This is a genomic window from Mesorhizobium neociceri, assembly GCF_013520985.1.
GTDB lineage: Bacteria > Pseudomonadota > Alphaproteobacteria > Rhizobiales > Rhizobiaceae > Mesorhizobium > Mesorhizobium neociceri.
The window spans coordinates 13114-27348 of sequence record NZ_JACDTY010000027.1 but is presented as its reverse complement, the minus strand read 5'-3'; the positions used below and the strand labels follow the sequence as shown (position 1 = coordinate 27348).

Genomic DNA, 14235 nt, shown 5'->3' with positions numbered 1-14235 from the left:
CGGCGGCGGGGCTCTCCAAACCGCGGCCGGACCAGGATGTTCCCATCGGGCAGATCATCCCGATCCCGCGCGCCAGCCGGTCCGTCGGATCGGTCGGCCACACAGTTTTTTCATCCCGCTGGAACATTGGCGAAGGAATACAGTTTGGTGTCGCTGCAGGTGCCGCGTGGTGCCTGTGCATGATCGGTAGCAACACCTAATCGGCCGCGGCTCCTTTACGAAGCGGGCGTGCGCGTGAGCCCACCCTGCAGCCAAAGGGCTAAGGGATTGGAACGACCAACAGGAGGCAGTCATGAAGCACCAGACACTCGATCAACTCCAGTCAGTCGCGGACATCAGTCCGCTATCGCCAGCTCTGATGGCTACAAGGGCGCAACGGATAGAGCGGTGGGCGGAACTGCTCGACCGAAATCCGAAGCGCTGCCTTGTCGCTCTCACCGGCACCGAGCATTTGCATCCCTCTGTCCGCGGAGAAGCGCGAGCCGCCGAATCTGCAATCACTGTCGCCTTCGACGATCCGCTGCTGCGTGCGTCGGGTATGCAATCGGACACCTACGGGGAAGCCACACGCTTCTTCGAACTCTCCGATTGGCAGTTGCATGAGATCGTCTGCAGTTGCCATGCCGGGGCCACCATGCAGGCTGGCTGGGCCGCCGGACGTGTCCGCAGGATTATCAATGGGAGCAAGATATTGGCCTGGTTGAGAAAAGGATTCATGCCACACTGAAATATAACGCTTGCGCTTGAAGTATGCCGCTCCGGTCGGAGGATTGCGTTGGCTGCGCGACCTGGCTGACACTCAATGGAGCAAAGCGGCAGAACCGCTTGCGATCCGTTTCAGGATGGAGTTCAACCATTGCTCTGTGGATATTTCATCAGGGCGGTCGGCAACTTCGCGAATAGCGAGTTCCAGCGCCATTTCGACCAACCGGTCGGCAGCGCCGGCATCCGGCAGCATCAGGCGCGCCGCCAGCCGAAATTTCGGCAGCAGTGCCATCACATTAAGCGGTTCGTCCCAGGGCTCCTGCCGGTCGTTGTCGGGAAAAAGCGCCGCGATGATTTTCCGCCGGTCGATCGGCTTCATCAGGTTGGCGACATGGTCGAGCCGGGAGGGAATGACGTTCCGGTCGTAGGCGCTGAAGAAGACGATGGGAATGCCGCGCTCCGAAAGGCGATCGGCGATCGGGAACACAGATGCGCCGTTGAGGTCGATGTCCAACACGGCCGCGTCGGCACGCTCGACCAGGGATTGCGCCTGGGCGACGGTAGCGACCGAGGGCAAGACCGCGTCCGATACGATCAGGATCTGGGTGCCGGGCTGCGCCACCGGCGAGGAAGTTTATTCCATCGGCATGCTATTGCGCGAGCATATGGACACATTGTCGGCCGTACCGAGGATACAGATCTTCGCCACGGACATCGACGAGCCCGCACTCACGGTCGCGCGCTCGGCACGCTATCCCGTCAGCATGCACGATGGTGTCTCCGCCGAGCGTCGGCAGCGGTTCTTCACCAATGAAAGCGAGAGCTTCGTGCTGAGCAGCGAAGTGCGCGAACTGTGCATCTTCTCGCCGCACAGCGTTATCAAGGACCCGCCCTTTTCGCGCATGGACATGGTCTCGTGCCGCAATCTCCTGATCTATTTCGGCCCCGATATCCAAAACCGGGTCATCCCGATCTTTCACTATGCGCTGAAGCCCTCCGGCTATCTCTTCCTCGGCACCTCCGAAAGCCTCGGCCAGCACACGGATCTGTTCGTGACCGTCGACAAGAAGCAGCGCGTCTTCAGGGCGCGCGAGGACGTCTTGCCGAAGTCGCGTCTCCCGTTGCTGGTCAGCGAAAGCGGCCGGGGCGTACCATTCCTGTCCGATGGGCGACAAGGCCGGATAGGCGAGATTGCCGGTTATCCGCTGAGGCAATCCGTTGAATCCCAGGTCCTCGAACGCCACGCACCGCCGCATGTAGTGGTCAATTCAGAAGGCGACGTCGTCTACTATTCGGCGCGAACCGGACGTTATCTCGAACCGCCGCAGGGGGCGCCCAGCCGCAACCTGCTCGGCATGGCGCGGCGCGGCCTTCGGCTCGACCTGCGCGCGTCGCTGCGCGAAGCCGTGACGACGCATCAGATCGTGCTGCGCGAGAACGTCGTCGTCGACGGTGAGGAAGATCGCGTGCAACTCGTCACCATAACCGTCGAGCCGCTGCCGGATCGCAGCAGCGGCGAGCCGTTCTACCTCGTTCTGTTCCAGCCGGTGGGGGCGTCCCGCGACAAATCGGAAGCGGAGCGCGGCAGCGGCTCTCCCGATGACATAGCCCATCTCGAGCGCGACCTGCGAGAAACGCGCGAGCGCCTGCAATCGACTATCGAGGAGTACGAGACGGCGTTGGAAGAGGTGAAATCCTCCAATGAGGAGCTGGTCTCCGTCAATGAGGAGGCGCAGTCGACCAATGAGGAGCTGGAGGCCTCGAAGGAGGAGATGCAGTCCCTCAACGAGGAGCTGAACACGATCAACGCAGAGCTTTCCGGCAAGATCGACGAGCTCGACCACGCCAACAGCGACCTGAAGAACCTGTTCGAGAGCACCGACATCGCAACGGTGTTTCTCGATCGCGAACTAGTGATCCGCAGCTTCACGCCGGCAGCTTCGTCCTTCTTCAATCTGCGCGCATCAGACGTCGGGCGGCCGCTCACCGAGCTTTCCAGCAACTCGACTATCCGGAAATGCGCGGCCAGATCGAGAAGGTTTTCGAGAACGGCGAGCCGATCATTCACCATCTGGCACGCGATGCGCAAGGCCATTACCACATGGTCCGGCTCATTCCGTATCGCGACAAGGGCACGCGCATCCAGGGCGTGGTGGTGACGCTGGTCGACGTCACGCCGCTGACCGAAGCCGAGGAGCACCAGAAGGTGCTGATCTCGGAGTTGAACCACCGCGTCAAGAACATGCTGGCCGTCATCACCACATCACCAACCGCACCGTCGAGACCTCTTCGACCAAAGAAGAGTTCGCGACGGCGCTGCTCGGCCGCCTCCATGCCATGTCGCGGGCCTATGGCGTGCTGTCGCGCGAGAACTGGACGGAGGTTTCAATCGAGGAACTGGTCACCCAGGAAGCGGCGCCTTTCGACCCGCAACGCTTTTCCATCGCCGGCCCGCCGGTCAAGCTTAGGCCGCAGCAAGCGTTGTCGCTCGGCATGGTGATGCACGAACTGACGACCAACGCGGCCAAATACGGCGCCCTCAGCAAACAGGGCGGCAAAGTCGACATCGGATGGTCGGTTCGCGATCAGTGTTTGGGCCTTGCCTGGAGGGAAATTGACGGGCCGCCCATCGTCGAACCGAAACATGGCGGCTTTGGTCTTTCGCTGGTGAAGGGCGAAATCGAGTACCGGCTCGGCGGCACCGCGGAAACCTTTTTCGATCCTACGGGTTTGACAGTAAGCATCTCCATTCCGCTCGATCGAAAGACCTGAGTTTGGCAGCCGCATTGCGCATCTTGATCGTGGAAGACGAGTGGCTGATCGCCGAGGACCACGCTGCGCGCCTGAGAAGCGCAGGCCATCGTGTCGTCGGGCCTGTTCCTTCCGTGCAGGCGGCTCTCGATCGGATCGCGCAGGAAGAGATCGATGCCGCGCTGCTCGACATACAGCTGAACGGGGAAACTAGTTACCGGGTCGCTGAATCCCTGCAGGAGAAGAGTATTCCCTTCGCCTTCGTCACCGGTCACGTGACGTCCGAGATCCCCGCCAGATTCGCCACCGCATCGGTGTTGCAGAAGCCGGTGGCTGCCGAAGGCCTCAGCGCCGCAGTCGCGGCGCTTGCCGGGGAACGGCTGGAACCGGAAGGCGAGTGAATGCTTGCCGATCCGATGGTGCTGATCCTGATGTATTTCGTGTTGCCGGTCTGGCTGGCCGCCGGCTTTGCCGACTGGCTCTGCCACCGCGCGACGCATATCGAGACCACCACCGGCGCGAAGGAATCGCTCATCCATTTGCTGATGTTCGCGGAAGTGGGCGTGCCATTGCTAGCGGCCATGTTCCTCGAGGTCAACGCGCTCGTCATAGCCGTGATGATCGTCGCCTTTTTCATCCATGAGGCAACGGCAATGTGGGACGTTCGCTATGCTACTTCGGCACGAACGGTCGGGCCAGTCGAACAGCACGTTCACAGTTTTCTCGAGATGATCCCGTTGATGGGCATCATCAGCGTCGTCTCGCTGCATTGGGGCCAGTTCCTAGCGCTGTTCGGCTTCGGCAGCGAGCCGGCGCGTTACGACATCGCCTGGAAACAGCAGCAATTGCCGGTGAGCTATATCGCGACGGTGATGATCGTGATCCTGCTGTTTGAATTCCTGCTCTATCTGGAGGAATTCGTCAGGGGCTGGCGCGCCCATTCAGGCCGACTGGCGCCGCCAAAGGCAAGGCGGCACGAACCCGGCGATACCACGCTACGCTAGCTTTGCCGCGCAGCGCTAGACGATTTAACTGCCTTGGTCGATCGCATGGGGTGCAGGTTGCTGGGCGCCGCCATCAGGGCGTCCCTTGTGGCGATCGAACCAGAGCCAGATGCTGACCACCACGACCAAAATAACCACTGTCCATGAGATAGCTTGAGCCACGGCTGGTTTTTCTTTCGCTCTGCGCCTGGCCTCTAGCCGCCGGGTTTGTTGATGGCCGGGTCGGAGTCGAAGCCGACCGTCAGGTCAGGCTCGACCGGACTGCGCTCGGTTTCCGAATCTTCGGATTCGACCTCCTGCACCGCCTGGTCCCAATGTTCCTCCTGGCGTCCCTCGGGATGCTCTTCGCGTACTCAGATTTCGTGGGCGCGGCGCCTGATGCGTTCTTCCTGTCCAGGATCGATCTCCTTGACGCTCCCTGTTCGATATCGACGGCGTGAAGCTGGCCTTGGCGCGGAACGCTCTTGCCGCGGCAGGGTTGTTATTCATCGAAGCCAAACCGGAGATACGTCATGAGCGATCAGGAAAACCGCCGCGAGACGGGCGCCAGGAAATACCCTGCCAATACCGATCCCGACCCATCCGATCAATTCTCGCAGGATGCGGCAAGCAACCAAAAGCCCGCTGGCGGAATGGGGCTCACCCGCAAGCAAGGCGATGTCGAGGATAAGACCCATCAGTCAGACGGTCACAACCCTCCGGGCCACGCGACGCCGAGCGCGGCTACGCAAAAGACCTCCGGTGCCGGTCCATCGATCGCCGAGCATTCCAAGGATGCTAAGGCACCCAAGACCGGTCGCCAGCCTGGAGCCTATGTAAAGGATTGAGTAAGTGGGGGCGATCGCCCGCGTCGTCCCCGGCAACATTAGGCCCGCGCGCGGATGCGTCGGCCGGTCCTGTGTCGATGGCTTCCTGCCAGCCGTGGTCGCCGATCAAGGGAACGGAGCGAATTACTCGAGGCCTGGGTCGACGAAAGCTTCGCGCGGCACCTCCCGCATGGCTGCCAGGACTTCGCGGTCGGCGATGCCGAGCCGGCCGGGATGAATGTCGACCATTCGACGGCGTTCACAGGCGAGATCCAGCCTTACTCCTTGGGAATGCCTCCCTGGCATGCCTGCGCCACCGGTGGAGCGTCGGCTGCCTATTCGCCGGCCTCCATCATCGTCTTGGCCGGCTCGCGAGCGACATTGTCCGCGATGCGCTCGTGGCCAGGCGTTTCCGGCAACGCCTTGCGGAAATTTATTGCATAATCCTTCGGCATCTTCGGTGGCATCATTGGCTCATAGGCGTCTACCAGCGCTTGGATGACGACCGGCCCCTGCGTGGCGAAAGCGTCGTCGAGCACTTGCTCTACCTGATCGGCGCGTTCGATGCTGAAACCTTTGCCGCCCATCGCTTCCGCCGCCTTGGCGAAATCGATCGGCTGCAATTCGCAGCCGAATTGCGGGTTGCCGAGGAACATCATTTGCTCCCAGGCAATTTGGTTCAACATGTTGTTCTTGATGACCAGAAGTTTCAGCGGGATGCGATAGCGGACAGCCGTCGAAAATTCGCCAACTGCATGGCAAGCCCGCCGTCGCCGACAATCGCAGCGACGGGTCGGCCCGGGAAGGCAATGCCGGCGGCGATCGCATAGCTCAGGCCGCACGCCATCGAGGCCAGCGCGCCGGAAACGCCGAAGGCCTGACCGTGGCGCAGGTCGACATGTCGTGCGGCCAATTCAGTGTTCTGGCCTGAATCGGTGGCAAGCAGGGCGTTGTCGGCCAGCCGCTCGCCTCGCCACTGCGTTTGCAGACGTTGCGCCTTTCCTGCACGGGGCCGGCTTTCGCACCTTCGCGCCCTGGCTACGGGGTTCGGCTCGACGGCCTTCCTCTCCGATGGAACAATCAGTTCAGGTGAGATCGCGGCGATGGCGCAGGACGCGCTCGATTTCGCCGACGCGCTCGGGCTTGAGCGGTTTGCCGTCGTAGGCCACGATTGGGGCGCACGCATCGCCTATCTGCTCGCCTCGGTCCGTCCCGAGCGCCTCGCGTGCTGTGCCGCGATGTCGCTCGGATGGCAGCCCGGCAAACCGCCGACACCTCCTTTGGAACAGGCGAAAGCCTTTTGGTACCAGTAGTTCATGGCCACGAAACGCGGCGAGGAGAGCGTGCGACAAGACGGTCGCGCCTTCGCGACTGGGCAGACGCAACGCTGCATTCCTATCGGGTGCGGTGGGGCGAGGCCGAACCCGATCCGCGTTACGCCGAACTGGCGCGCAAGCAGATAGAAGCCCCAAACATTGCGGTGCCGACCCTTTTGCTCCACGGCGAGGATGATCGCGTTGTGCCCGCCAAATCCTCCGAGGCAAGGAGCGCCCTATTTCAAAGCCGGCTATGACCGGCAGCTGCTGCCCGGCGTCGGACATTTCCCGACACGCGAGGCGCCGGAGCTGGTGCAGCAGGTGCTCGAAAAATTTCTGAATGCGTTCGCAAGATGCGACAGCGTTCACGAGGAGTCCGAATGATTTCCTGCGGTCGGTCCGGCCTCGCACAGCAAAACGGCTGCGGCGAATCCGGCCGGTTGGAAGCAGAGCACAGAGCAAAAGCATGACGCTCGTCGAGAGATTAGGCGATCGGCCAATCGTTCGGGAACATTCCTCCCTTGTAGATGGTTGGGACCTGGCATCCACCCAAGCCATCCTGAAGGAGGCGGGAATGTTGCCCTCGGCAACGGGCCTTTTTGTCGGTGTGCTGCCACCAGGTCCAAGCGGCCCAGGAACAATAGGATGGGCGCGCGGTTTCCTTCGGATAGTCACCATTGCAGCGAGGAGAGACGCTATGAGCGAAGCACTGAAAACCACAAATCACGAAGTGATCCGAGCCTGGATAGAAGCGCGTGAAGGCAGGCCTGCGGTGGTTCGGGATTCGGGAAAAGGGGCCATTCTCCGGGTCGATTTTGGACAGGATGACGAGCAGCTACAGCCTGTCGCATGGGATGAGTTTTTCCGCATATTGGACGGAAACAATTTGGCTTTTCTGCATCAGGATTTGACGGAGAGCGGCACCACCAGCCTTACCAACAGATTTGTCGAGCGCAATTGAGGGAAACCCACGTGCCCGGTTTGATCATTGATTGCCGGGCATTTCATTCTTGCCTTGCGGAAGCTTGTGGATACCCGCTGTCGGCGAATACCCGGTGGCGCGTTGCCGCCCTGGTTTTACTCCGGTGCCCCGCTTCAGAGGCGACGTCGGCCAGCCAGTGCCACCATAGAGAAAGCCTAGTAGCACAGCACCAGAATCACGTGGCCATTAGAACGACAACAGCGCGCGTTTCATTCCGTGCCCCGGCTTGGTTGGCGTAGCGGCCGGACAAGGCCGGCCGCTGGCTGCAGAAATCAAAGGCCGCGCCGGCGTGCGGCATCGCGTTCGATGTCGTCGACGGAATAGGTTCCGGCAGCGGGGTCGAACGCGGCCCATCCGCCGGCCTCGTATTCGCTGCGGCGCTCACCGATGTCGACGGATCTGGAGCTGCTCAGGATTTCACGCACCTGAAGGGCTACATCCTCGTCGACGCGTGCCGTCACCAGCGTGCCGCCGCGGCGAACTCCTTCGGCATAGACATGCGCGTCATTTTCGGGCACTCCCGCATCGGTCAGCCCGCCGATGATGCCGCCGGCCGCACCGCCGGCCACGGCGCCGGCGACTGCGCCGGCGGCCATCGCAGCCAGCCACCCGGCAGCAACGACTGGACCGAGCCCTGGAATGGCCATCGCACCCAAGCCGGTCGCCAGGCCTCCGGCACCACCGACGACGGCGCCGATGCCGGCGCCAGTGGCTGCGTCCTCGGCGGCTGGGGAAGCGACATTGTGGTGCCGGCTATCGGCGTTGTTTGCAACGATGCTGATGTCGGAAATGGGCATGCCCATCGCCTCGAGTTCGCTTACAGCGTCTGACGCGTCCTCATAGTCGTCGAACAGCGCGGTGATTGTTTGCATCTCGTGCACTCCTTGTTGAGTTATTGGCCGCCGAAGACGTTGCCCTGGTAGTCGAGCGCGACGGACGTGTTCTTGCCGTCCTTCTTCGCCTGGCCGCGCCATATGCCGTTATCGTCCTTGGCGAGTGATGAAACGTCGCTGTAGCCGGCATTCTGGATACGGCTCATGGCTTGCGTCTCGGTGAAGCTGTTGGCGCCTGGAACCGGGCCTGCCGGTTTCGGACTCGAGGCTGACTTGACAGCCGGCATCCCGGCATCGGCTGCCGCCGGCATCCCCGAAGCGATTTTCTCGACCATTTCTTCATGCATCTTGAGCGTCGGCAGCGTCTCCGCCGCGAAGGCCTTCAGCGTCGCATTGTCACCATCCTTGGCGTAGGACTGAAAAAGGGTGATGGCATCGGTATGCGCGCTGCGCTGCATCTCGACGTAAGGCTGGTCGAAGCCATCTCCGGTGTTCTGCAGCTTTTCCAGGTCGCTCTTATGTGCCGCGTCGGGCTCGCCCGGCACCTGCAGTTTCTGCTCGCCGGCGATCGATTGCAGCTTGGCATTGGCGGCGCCGTGATCGCTGATCATCTTCTGGGCGAAGTCCTTGACCTTTTGATCCTTGGCTTTGTCCTGCGCGATCTTGCTGGACTCGACTTCGAATAGGCCGCCAATGGCTGCCTTGTTGACGAATGTCTGTGCGTCGTGGGCCGCGAACGCGGGCAGGGCGAGCACCACACCCAAGGCGAGTGTCAGCGGCGCAAGCAATGTGCGTGTGTTCATGATTCCAAGCTCCTTTGCTTAATCGGGTGGCCGAACAACCGGCGGTCAGCTTTGTTCCCGAGCGAACCCGTTCTTTCGGGTTACTTCGTTCGGCTGCGCTTGCCGGCTCGCAGGGGTTTGTTTTTCGCGGCACTTTTTCGACCACGCTTGTTCTTAATCGGGGTGATCTGGGTTTCGTAAGAACCGTGATCCGCGGTCATCAGCGCCACCGCTTCTTCCGTGCTCAAGCCGCACCTGCGGGCAAAATAGTTCGCCTCGGAAACAATTCCCGCACCTATCCGCTGATGTCTCTTGTGTTCGGATGTCAGCTTGACCTTGCCCATTCGACCTTCTTGCCCAGTGTTCTGCGGCCCGACGCTTTTGGAGATGTTGGCGCCTAACTAGCGACACGGCAAAATGATCCATGGCCCCCCGCTTTTTTGCGCGAAGTCCGCGAAGATGCGTTGCAGCGGCGGGATGATCTGGTCGCCTAATGGGGCCAGGCCGCAAGAAGTTGCTTTGTTAGGCACGGTTCGAAAAGTGGTTTTTCCTCACGCCAGCCACGGAAAGATTTGAAAGTGATTCTGGCCGCCAATGCCGTGCTCTGCCGGCAATTGGCGAGCGGCTGTCGAGGCTTCGCCAAAGGGAGGCAACCATGGAAAACCCTTGGCCCTAATTCTGGAGGACGAAGCCTTCATCGTTGCCGACCTCAAGGCTTTAATGCCGCAAATTCGTCGGCAAACCAATGCGTCGTCAGCTGGCGGTATCGCTCACCGTTCAGTAGCAGCTCGCCGCCGACCGGACAGGCGACCCTATGCAGATTTGCGCTTCGATGAACCAGCCTTGGATTTTGGCGCTCCGCCGCCTTCATGTGCTAGGCTCTTGCGGAGAATCTCGGCAAGATTGACGACATTTTCTTTCGGCTTCGGCGCGGGTTTCGGTGGGGCTTTACCCTTTCGTTTCGCATCTATCATCGCGATCAGAGCATCTTCATAGGTGTCCTCGAATTTGGACGGATCGAATTTGGTGACCTTCTTGTCGATCAGCATGCCGGCGATCTCGAGCAACTCGGGGTCGTAGTCCGTCTTCTTGATGTCCTTGAAGACGCTGCCTTCAGACGTCATCTCGTTGGGGGTCCGAAGTTCGGTCAGCAGCATGCCTTTTTCAAAGGGCTGGATGAGCACTTCTCGTCCGCGCTGGTAGAGCACCACGCATGACCGCGCGGCCACCTTCTTCTTTTCCATCGCTTTTCGAATGACTTCGAACGGCTCGGCGGCGACGCCGTCCGACGGTATCAGGTAATAGGGCTTTTCGAGGTAGCGCGTATCGACATCGTCCAGCGATACAAATTCGCCGACTTCGAGCGTGTGCTGAGACGTCAGCTTCAATTTTTTTATCTCGTCCGGCTCGACCTGAATGAAATCATCTTTGTCGAGCTCAAAGCCTTTCACTTGGTTCTCGAATTCAACGGTTTCACCCGTTTCCTCGTCGATATAGGCGCTTTTGACCGGCAACCCGTCGGCGCGGTTGAGTATCTTGAAGTGGATCTTCGAAGATTCGCTGGTGGCGCCGATAATTTTTACGCTGCAGGCAACCGAACCGACCTTCAAAAAACCTTTCCAGACGGCACGCGGCGCCACCAAGTCTACCACCCCTGCTGCCGGTACCAGTCATCGACATCGCGCCGGACCAGGTCCCTCTCGATGCCGTATCTCTCCTGAATCTTGCCTTCGAGTTGATCTCGCTTGCCGGCAATGCGATCGAGGTCGTCGTCAGTGAGCTTGCCCCACTGTTCCTTCACCTTCCCCTTTACCTGTTTCCAGTTTCCTTCAACGCGGTTCCAATCCATGGCTTTGGCCTCCTGATGGCAGAGCTTCTGAAACGCCGGAAGTCTGGACAGGTTCCATACAGGCGGCAGTTCCCGTCGCGCCCGGCGCCCATCCCACTTCGGAACAACGGTGCCAACAACTGGTTCGGCCCCGGGTCGGATGAATGCGCGCTTACTGCGCCCGCAATGAGGTCCTAATCGGCGTTGGGATGCCTTGCCAGCCTGATTGACGGATCTGTCGAGCGCTCTAAATCAGACCACAGTTTCGCGGGAAGACAATCCTGTGGTGTACCAAGCGGCTGTACCCTTGCAAGGCCATCCTCTCAGATTCTGCCGACTCATCGGATTGATGCTACTGGGTCTTTTGACAGCATGCTCGCCGGCCGATCAGCTTAAGCAGCAGTTGCGCAGTGCCACCTCGGCAGCACAGTCTGTATCGATGACGCTTGATACGTGGTTAGCCGGATCGGCACCAACGCGCTATGCCACCGACACGGTGCATGCGGTCGGAGAGATATTGGTCGACGTCGAGACGCAAATCCGAACAGACGCGTCAGCTCAATCGGACACGCAACTTGCTCAACTTGCTCTATCGACAGTCGTCAAGGATCTGTCGACCTCGGTAGCGCATGCCGAGGCCGGACTGCGAGTCGGAAATCGCGCGGAAGTACAAAAAGCGCAACGATATCTTCGAGCGGCTCTCCGCGCGATGGCCGTTGCGCATGCCAAATATTTCGGGCCAATGCCATGAAGAAACTCCTGGAAATATCGCTTGGCATTGTCACCAGCGTCGGCGGCTTCCTCGAAGTCGGATCAATGGCGACGGCCGCACAAGCTGGCGCAACTTTTGGTTTCCAGCTGATCTGGGCTGTGGTTCTCGGCACCATCTGCATCATCTTTCTGGTCGAGATGGCCGGTCGGTTCGCTGCCATGAGCCATCATACGATCTCCGATGGCATCCGGGAGAGATTTGGGTTCAATGTTTTTCTGTGGCCTTTTCTCGCCGCGCTGCTCGTCAATTTCATGGTTCTATCCGCCGAGATCGGCGGCGTCGCCATCGCACTCGAATTTGCCACCGGGATAGGTTTCCAATGGTGGGCACTTCCGGCGGCTTTGCTGGCATGGCTTTTGCTCTGGAAAGGCACGTTCGGCTTTATCGAAAAAGGTGTGTCGATCCTCGGTCTGGTGACGCTGTGTTTTGTCGTTGGAGCGGTGATGTTGAAGCCCGACTGGAAAGCCGTCGCGACCGCCGCCGTCCCCTCGCTACCGGCCCATGATGGTGCAAATTACTGGTTCATGGCGGTCAGCATTCTCGGTGCATCGATATCGCCTTACCTGTTCATGTTTTACTCCTCGGGCGCTATCGAGGATCACTGGGACGAAAGCTATCTCGGAACCAATAGGGCCATTGCGGGAATGGGTATGACCTTCGGGGGCACGATCTCGATTGGCGTGTTGATCGTGGCCGCTCTCGTGCTCGCGACGCACGGTATCGATCAGGTGAATGACTATCACCAATTGCCATTGATGCTGATTCCGATATTCGGCTTCTGGGGCTTCATCCTGTTCGTTGCATCTCTCGCCATTGCCTGTTTCGGGGCCGCACTCGAGGTGGGGCTGCAACAGGCTTATCTGGTGGCCCAAGGGTTCGGCTGGGCATGGGGCGAGGATCGCAAGCCACGCGACGATCCGGGTTTCAGCGCCGTCTACACACTTTCATTGCTCCTCGCCGCCGTCCCGATCACGCTCGGGATCGACCCGCTAAAGCTCACCATCTTTTCCATGGCGCTGACGGCGGCCAGCCTGCCACTAACGGTCGTCCCATTCCTGTTTTTGCTGAACGACGAGCGCTATGTCGGCGAGCACCGCAATGGCTTCATTTCGAACGCCGCGGTGATCTTTATTATCGCGCTGGGCTTCGTGCTCGCTCTGGTCACAATTCCGCTGCAGATACTCGGAGGCACGTGATGAAATTGCTGCGTGATATCCTGGACAAGCAAGTCCTAGACCGCAATCATGTCAAGATCGGCAAGGTAGACGGGCTGGTGGCAGAGTTGCGCCCGGGCAAGCCGCCCATGATCGTTTCGATCGAACTCGGATCCATCACTTTGGCGCGTCGCCTTGGTCAACGGCCTGGGCACCTGATGGCTGGACTCGCGGCAAAGCTGGGCGGCAAGCGGCATGCACGGCCGCATCGGATCGCATGGGGCAAGGTGCGAGATATCGGCATAGACATCGAATTGGACATCGATGTGCGCGAGACCTCGATATTCGCCTGGCAGGATTGGCTACGCGATCATGTCATCGGGCGCATTCCTGGAGCGTGACGATGACCACAGTGAACCTCGAACACCTGGTGGGGCGACGCGTTCTTTCGCAACGGGGCAAAAGCATCGGTCACATCGAGGAAATATGCGCCAAACGGCATGGCAAGGGCGTGATCATCACGGAATTCCACGTCGGTATCTATGCTGTGTTTGAGCGTCTTTCAGCTTCCACCATCGGCATCGCGCTGCTTGATCTTTTCCGGCTCCGCCATCGCGACGTCTTGTACCGCATTCCTTGGGACAAGCTCGATATCTCAGACCCGGGGCGGCCGCGACTGTTGTGTCCGATAGCCGAGCTTTCTGAGATGAAGATGTCGACCGAGGGTAGTGTCTCAGTTTGAAATTTCAGCGACCGATTATTTTCGCACAATCCATTCCAGCAAGCCGGGCTCGATGTCATCGTTATCGGTATAGTGCCCGATCAAAAGCTCGGCCTCAGCCCGCCATTTGTCCTCTGGAATTTTCTTTTCGATGACGCATTTTATAAAGGCGCTGCGCAGGATGTCGCAGTCGAACGCCGATACCAGATTACCTGGCTGGGACATGATGCCAACCTCCCATCAGGGCGGGAGCTTAGCGTTACTCTCAAGCACCGGTGCGCCGTCAACCAATAGCCAGTGACACAGGGATTTTAATCCGCTCAACGGCGGCTTCAATGAGGATTCACTGTACGTTTTTAACCAAAGAATTGCCGGGTCAATTGGCGCGCCCTAACTCCCCCAGGTCCCAGCCTGGCGCCACACACGCACGTCACGCTCTTGGGACACGCCTTCTCGATGCTTTACGCTAAGCATATAGTCCCTTTCGCCTATCCGGGCAAACCGGGATAGGCGCTTTCGCATATTTCAAATTTCAAACTGGGACGCTACCCGGCGCGCGATCGGAACATCGCGAGTTCTGG

18 protein-coding genes and 4 pseudogenes are annotated in these 14235 nt (G+C 59.9%); 13 read left to right on the top strand and 9 right to left on the bottom strand.

Features of this window, described 5'->3' with window-relative positions; all coding sequences use genetic code 11:
• Positions 1-292 precede the first annotated feature (292 nt).
• On the top strand, positions 293-727 hold the full coding sequence (locus tag H0241_RS31605; RefSeq protein ID WP_181061677.1) for a hypothetical protein: 435 nt from the start codon (positions 293-295) through the stop codon (positions 725-727).
• 72 nt (positions 728-799) lie between these two features.
• Here the strand turns inward: H0241_RS31605 and H0241_RS31600 are convergent, their stop codons facing one another.
• Positions 800-1222: a response regulator gene (locus H0241_RS31600; protein ID WP_181061676.1), complete on the bottom strand. Its 423-nt coding sequence runs from the start codon at positions 1220-1222 to the stop codon at positions 800-802.
• On the opposite strand from H0241_RS31600, the pseudogene H0241_RS31595 reads away from it, so the two are divergent.
• The 5 genes and pseudogenes from H0241_RS31595 to H0241_RS31585 all read left to right on the top strand — a co-directional run.
• A pseudogene (locus tag H0241_RS31595) lies at positions 1149-2726 on the top strand (CheR family methyltransferase); the annotation flags it as partial. The gene H0241_RS31600 and the pseudogene H0241_RS31595 sit on opposite strands and share 74 nt — an antisense overlap.
• Positions 2723-2839: pseudogene (locus tag H0241_RS35945) on the top strand (hypothetical protein); the annotation flags it as partial. The pseudogenes H0241_RS31595 and H0241_RS35945, both read left to right, overlap by 4 nt.
• 128 nt (positions 2840-2967) lie before the next feature.
• On the top strand, positions 2968-3477 hold the full coding sequence (locus H0241_RS35940; protein ID WP_328824925.1) for a sensor histidine kinase: 510 nt from the start codon (positions 2968-2970) through the stop codon (positions 3475-3477).
• A gap of 14 nt (positions 3478-3491) precedes the next feature.
• On the top strand, positions 3492-3857 hold the full coding sequence (locus H0241_RS31590) for a response regulator (protein ID WP_235984587.1): 366 nt from the start codon (positions 3492-3494) through the stop codon (positions 3855-3857).
• Positions 3858-4460 carry a diguanylate cyclase gene (locus H0241_RS31585; RefSeq protein ID WP_181061674.1) on the top strand — a complete coding sequence of 201 codons (603 nt, stop codon included), beginning with the start codon at positions 3858-3860 and terminating at the stop codon, positions 4458-4460.
• 194 nt (positions 4461-4654) lie between these two features.
• On the opposite strand, the pseudogene H0241_RS35935 reads toward H0241_RS31585, so the two are convergent.
• Positions 4655-4807 (bottom strand): annotated as a pseudogene (locus H0241_RS35935) (DUF2934 domain-containing protein); the annotation flags it as partial.
• A gap of 165 nt (positions 4808-4972) precedes the next feature.
• Here H0241_RS35935 and H0241_RS31575 point away from each other — a divergent pair.
• Positions 4973-5287: a hypothetical protein gene (locus tag H0241_RS31575; protein WP_181061673.1), complete on the top strand. Its 315-nt coding sequence runs from the start codon at positions 4973-4975 to the stop codon at positions 5285-5287.
• Positions 5288-5601: 314 nt separating this feature from the next.
• On the opposite strand, the pseudogene H0241_RS31570 reads toward H0241_RS31575, so the two are convergent.
• Positions 5602-6236, bottom strand: a pseudogene (locus H0241_RS31570) (thiamine pyrophosphate-dependent enzyme); the annotation flags it as partial.
• A gap of 133 nt (positions 6237-6369) precedes the next feature.
• On the opposite strand from H0241_RS31570, the gene H0241_RS35930 reads away from it, so the two are divergent.
• Positions 6370-6579, top strand: a complete 210-nt coding sequence (locus H0241_RS35930) for an alpha/beta fold hydrolase (RefSeq protein WP_235984586.1) — start codon at positions 6370-6372, stop codon at positions 6577-6579.
• Between the two features lie 700 nt (positions 6580-7279).
• Positions 7280-7543, top strand: coding sequence for a hypothetical protein (locus H0241_RS31560; protein ID WP_181061672.1), 264 nt, complete (start codon positions 7280-7282; stop codon positions 7541-7543).
• Positions 7544-7836: 293 nt separating this feature from the next.
• Here the strand turns inward: H0241_RS31560 and H0241_RS31555 are convergent, their stop codons facing one another.
• The 5 genes from H0241_RS31555 to H0241_RS31535 form a co-directional block, all read right to left on the bottom strand.
• Positions 7837-8436, bottom strand: a complete 600-nt coding sequence (locus H0241_RS31555) for a general stress protein (protein ID WP_181061671.1) — start codon at positions 8434-8436, stop codon at positions 7837-7839.
• Between the two features lie 20 nt (positions 8437-8456).
• Positions 8457-9200: a DUF4142 domain-containing protein gene (locus H0241_RS31550; RefSeq protein ID WP_181061670.1), complete on the bottom strand. Its 744-nt coding sequence runs from the start codon at positions 9198-9200 to the stop codon at positions 8457-8459.
• An 80-nt stretch (positions 9201-9280) separates the two neighbouring features.
• Entirely contained in the window at positions 9281-9523 is a 243-nt protein-coding gene (locus H0241_RS31545) for a hypothetical protein (protein WP_181061669.1), read from the bottom strand.
• A 468-nt stretch (positions 9524-9991) separates the two neighbouring features.
• Positions 9992-10819 carry a non-homologous end joining protein Ku gene (gene ku / locus H0241_RS31540; protein ID WP_456238140.1) on the bottom strand — a complete coding sequence of 276 codons (828 nt, stop codon included), beginning with the start codon at positions 10817-10819 and terminating at the stop codon, positions 9992-9994.
• Between the two features lie 5 nt (positions 10820-10824).
• On the bottom strand, positions 10825-11028 hold the full coding sequence (locus tag H0241_RS31535; protein WP_181061667.1) for a CsbD family protein: 204 nt from the start codon (positions 11026-11028) through the stop codon (positions 10825-10827).
• Positions 11029-11356: 328 nt separating this feature from the next.
• On the opposite strand from H0241_RS31535, the gene H0241_RS31530 reads away from it, so the two are divergent.
• The 4 genes from H0241_RS31530 to H0241_RS31515 are packed head-to-tail and all read left to right on the top strand — an operon-like array spanning position 11357 to position 13675.
• A complete protein-coding gene (locus H0241_RS31530; protein ID WP_181061666.1) occupies positions 11357-11758 on the top strand; it encodes a hypothetical protein in 402 nt (133 codons plus the stop codon).
• A complete protein-coding gene (locus tag H0241_RS31525; RefSeq protein WP_181061665.1) occupies positions 11755-12975 on the top strand; it encodes an NRAMP family divalent metal transporter in 1221 nt (406 codons plus the stop codon). Before H0241_RS31530 ends, H0241_RS31525 begins: the two co-directional genes overlap by 4 nt.
• Positions 12975-13334, top strand: coding sequence for a hypothetical protein (locus tag H0241_RS31520; RefSeq protein ID WP_181061664.1), 360 nt, complete (start codon positions 12975-12977; stop codon positions 13332-13334). Before H0241_RS31525 ends, H0241_RS31520 begins: the two co-directional genes overlap by 1 nt.
• A gap of 2 nt (positions 13335-13336) precedes the next feature.
• The gene (locus tag H0241_RS31515; RefSeq protein ID WP_181061663.1) at positions 13337-13675 is read left to right on the top strand and encodes a hypothetical protein; all 339 of its coding nucleotides are present in this window, start codon (positions 13337-13339) and stop codon (positions 13673-13675) included.
• Positions 13676-13690: 15 nt separating this feature from the next.
• Here the strand turns inward: H0241_RS31515 and H0241_RS31510 are convergent, their stop codons facing one another.
• On the bottom strand, positions 13691-13879 hold the full coding sequence (locus H0241_RS31510; protein WP_181061662.1) for a hypothetical protein: 189 nt from the start codon (positions 13877-13879) through the stop codon (positions 13691-13693).
• Positions 13880-14235: the final 356 nt, after the last annotated feature.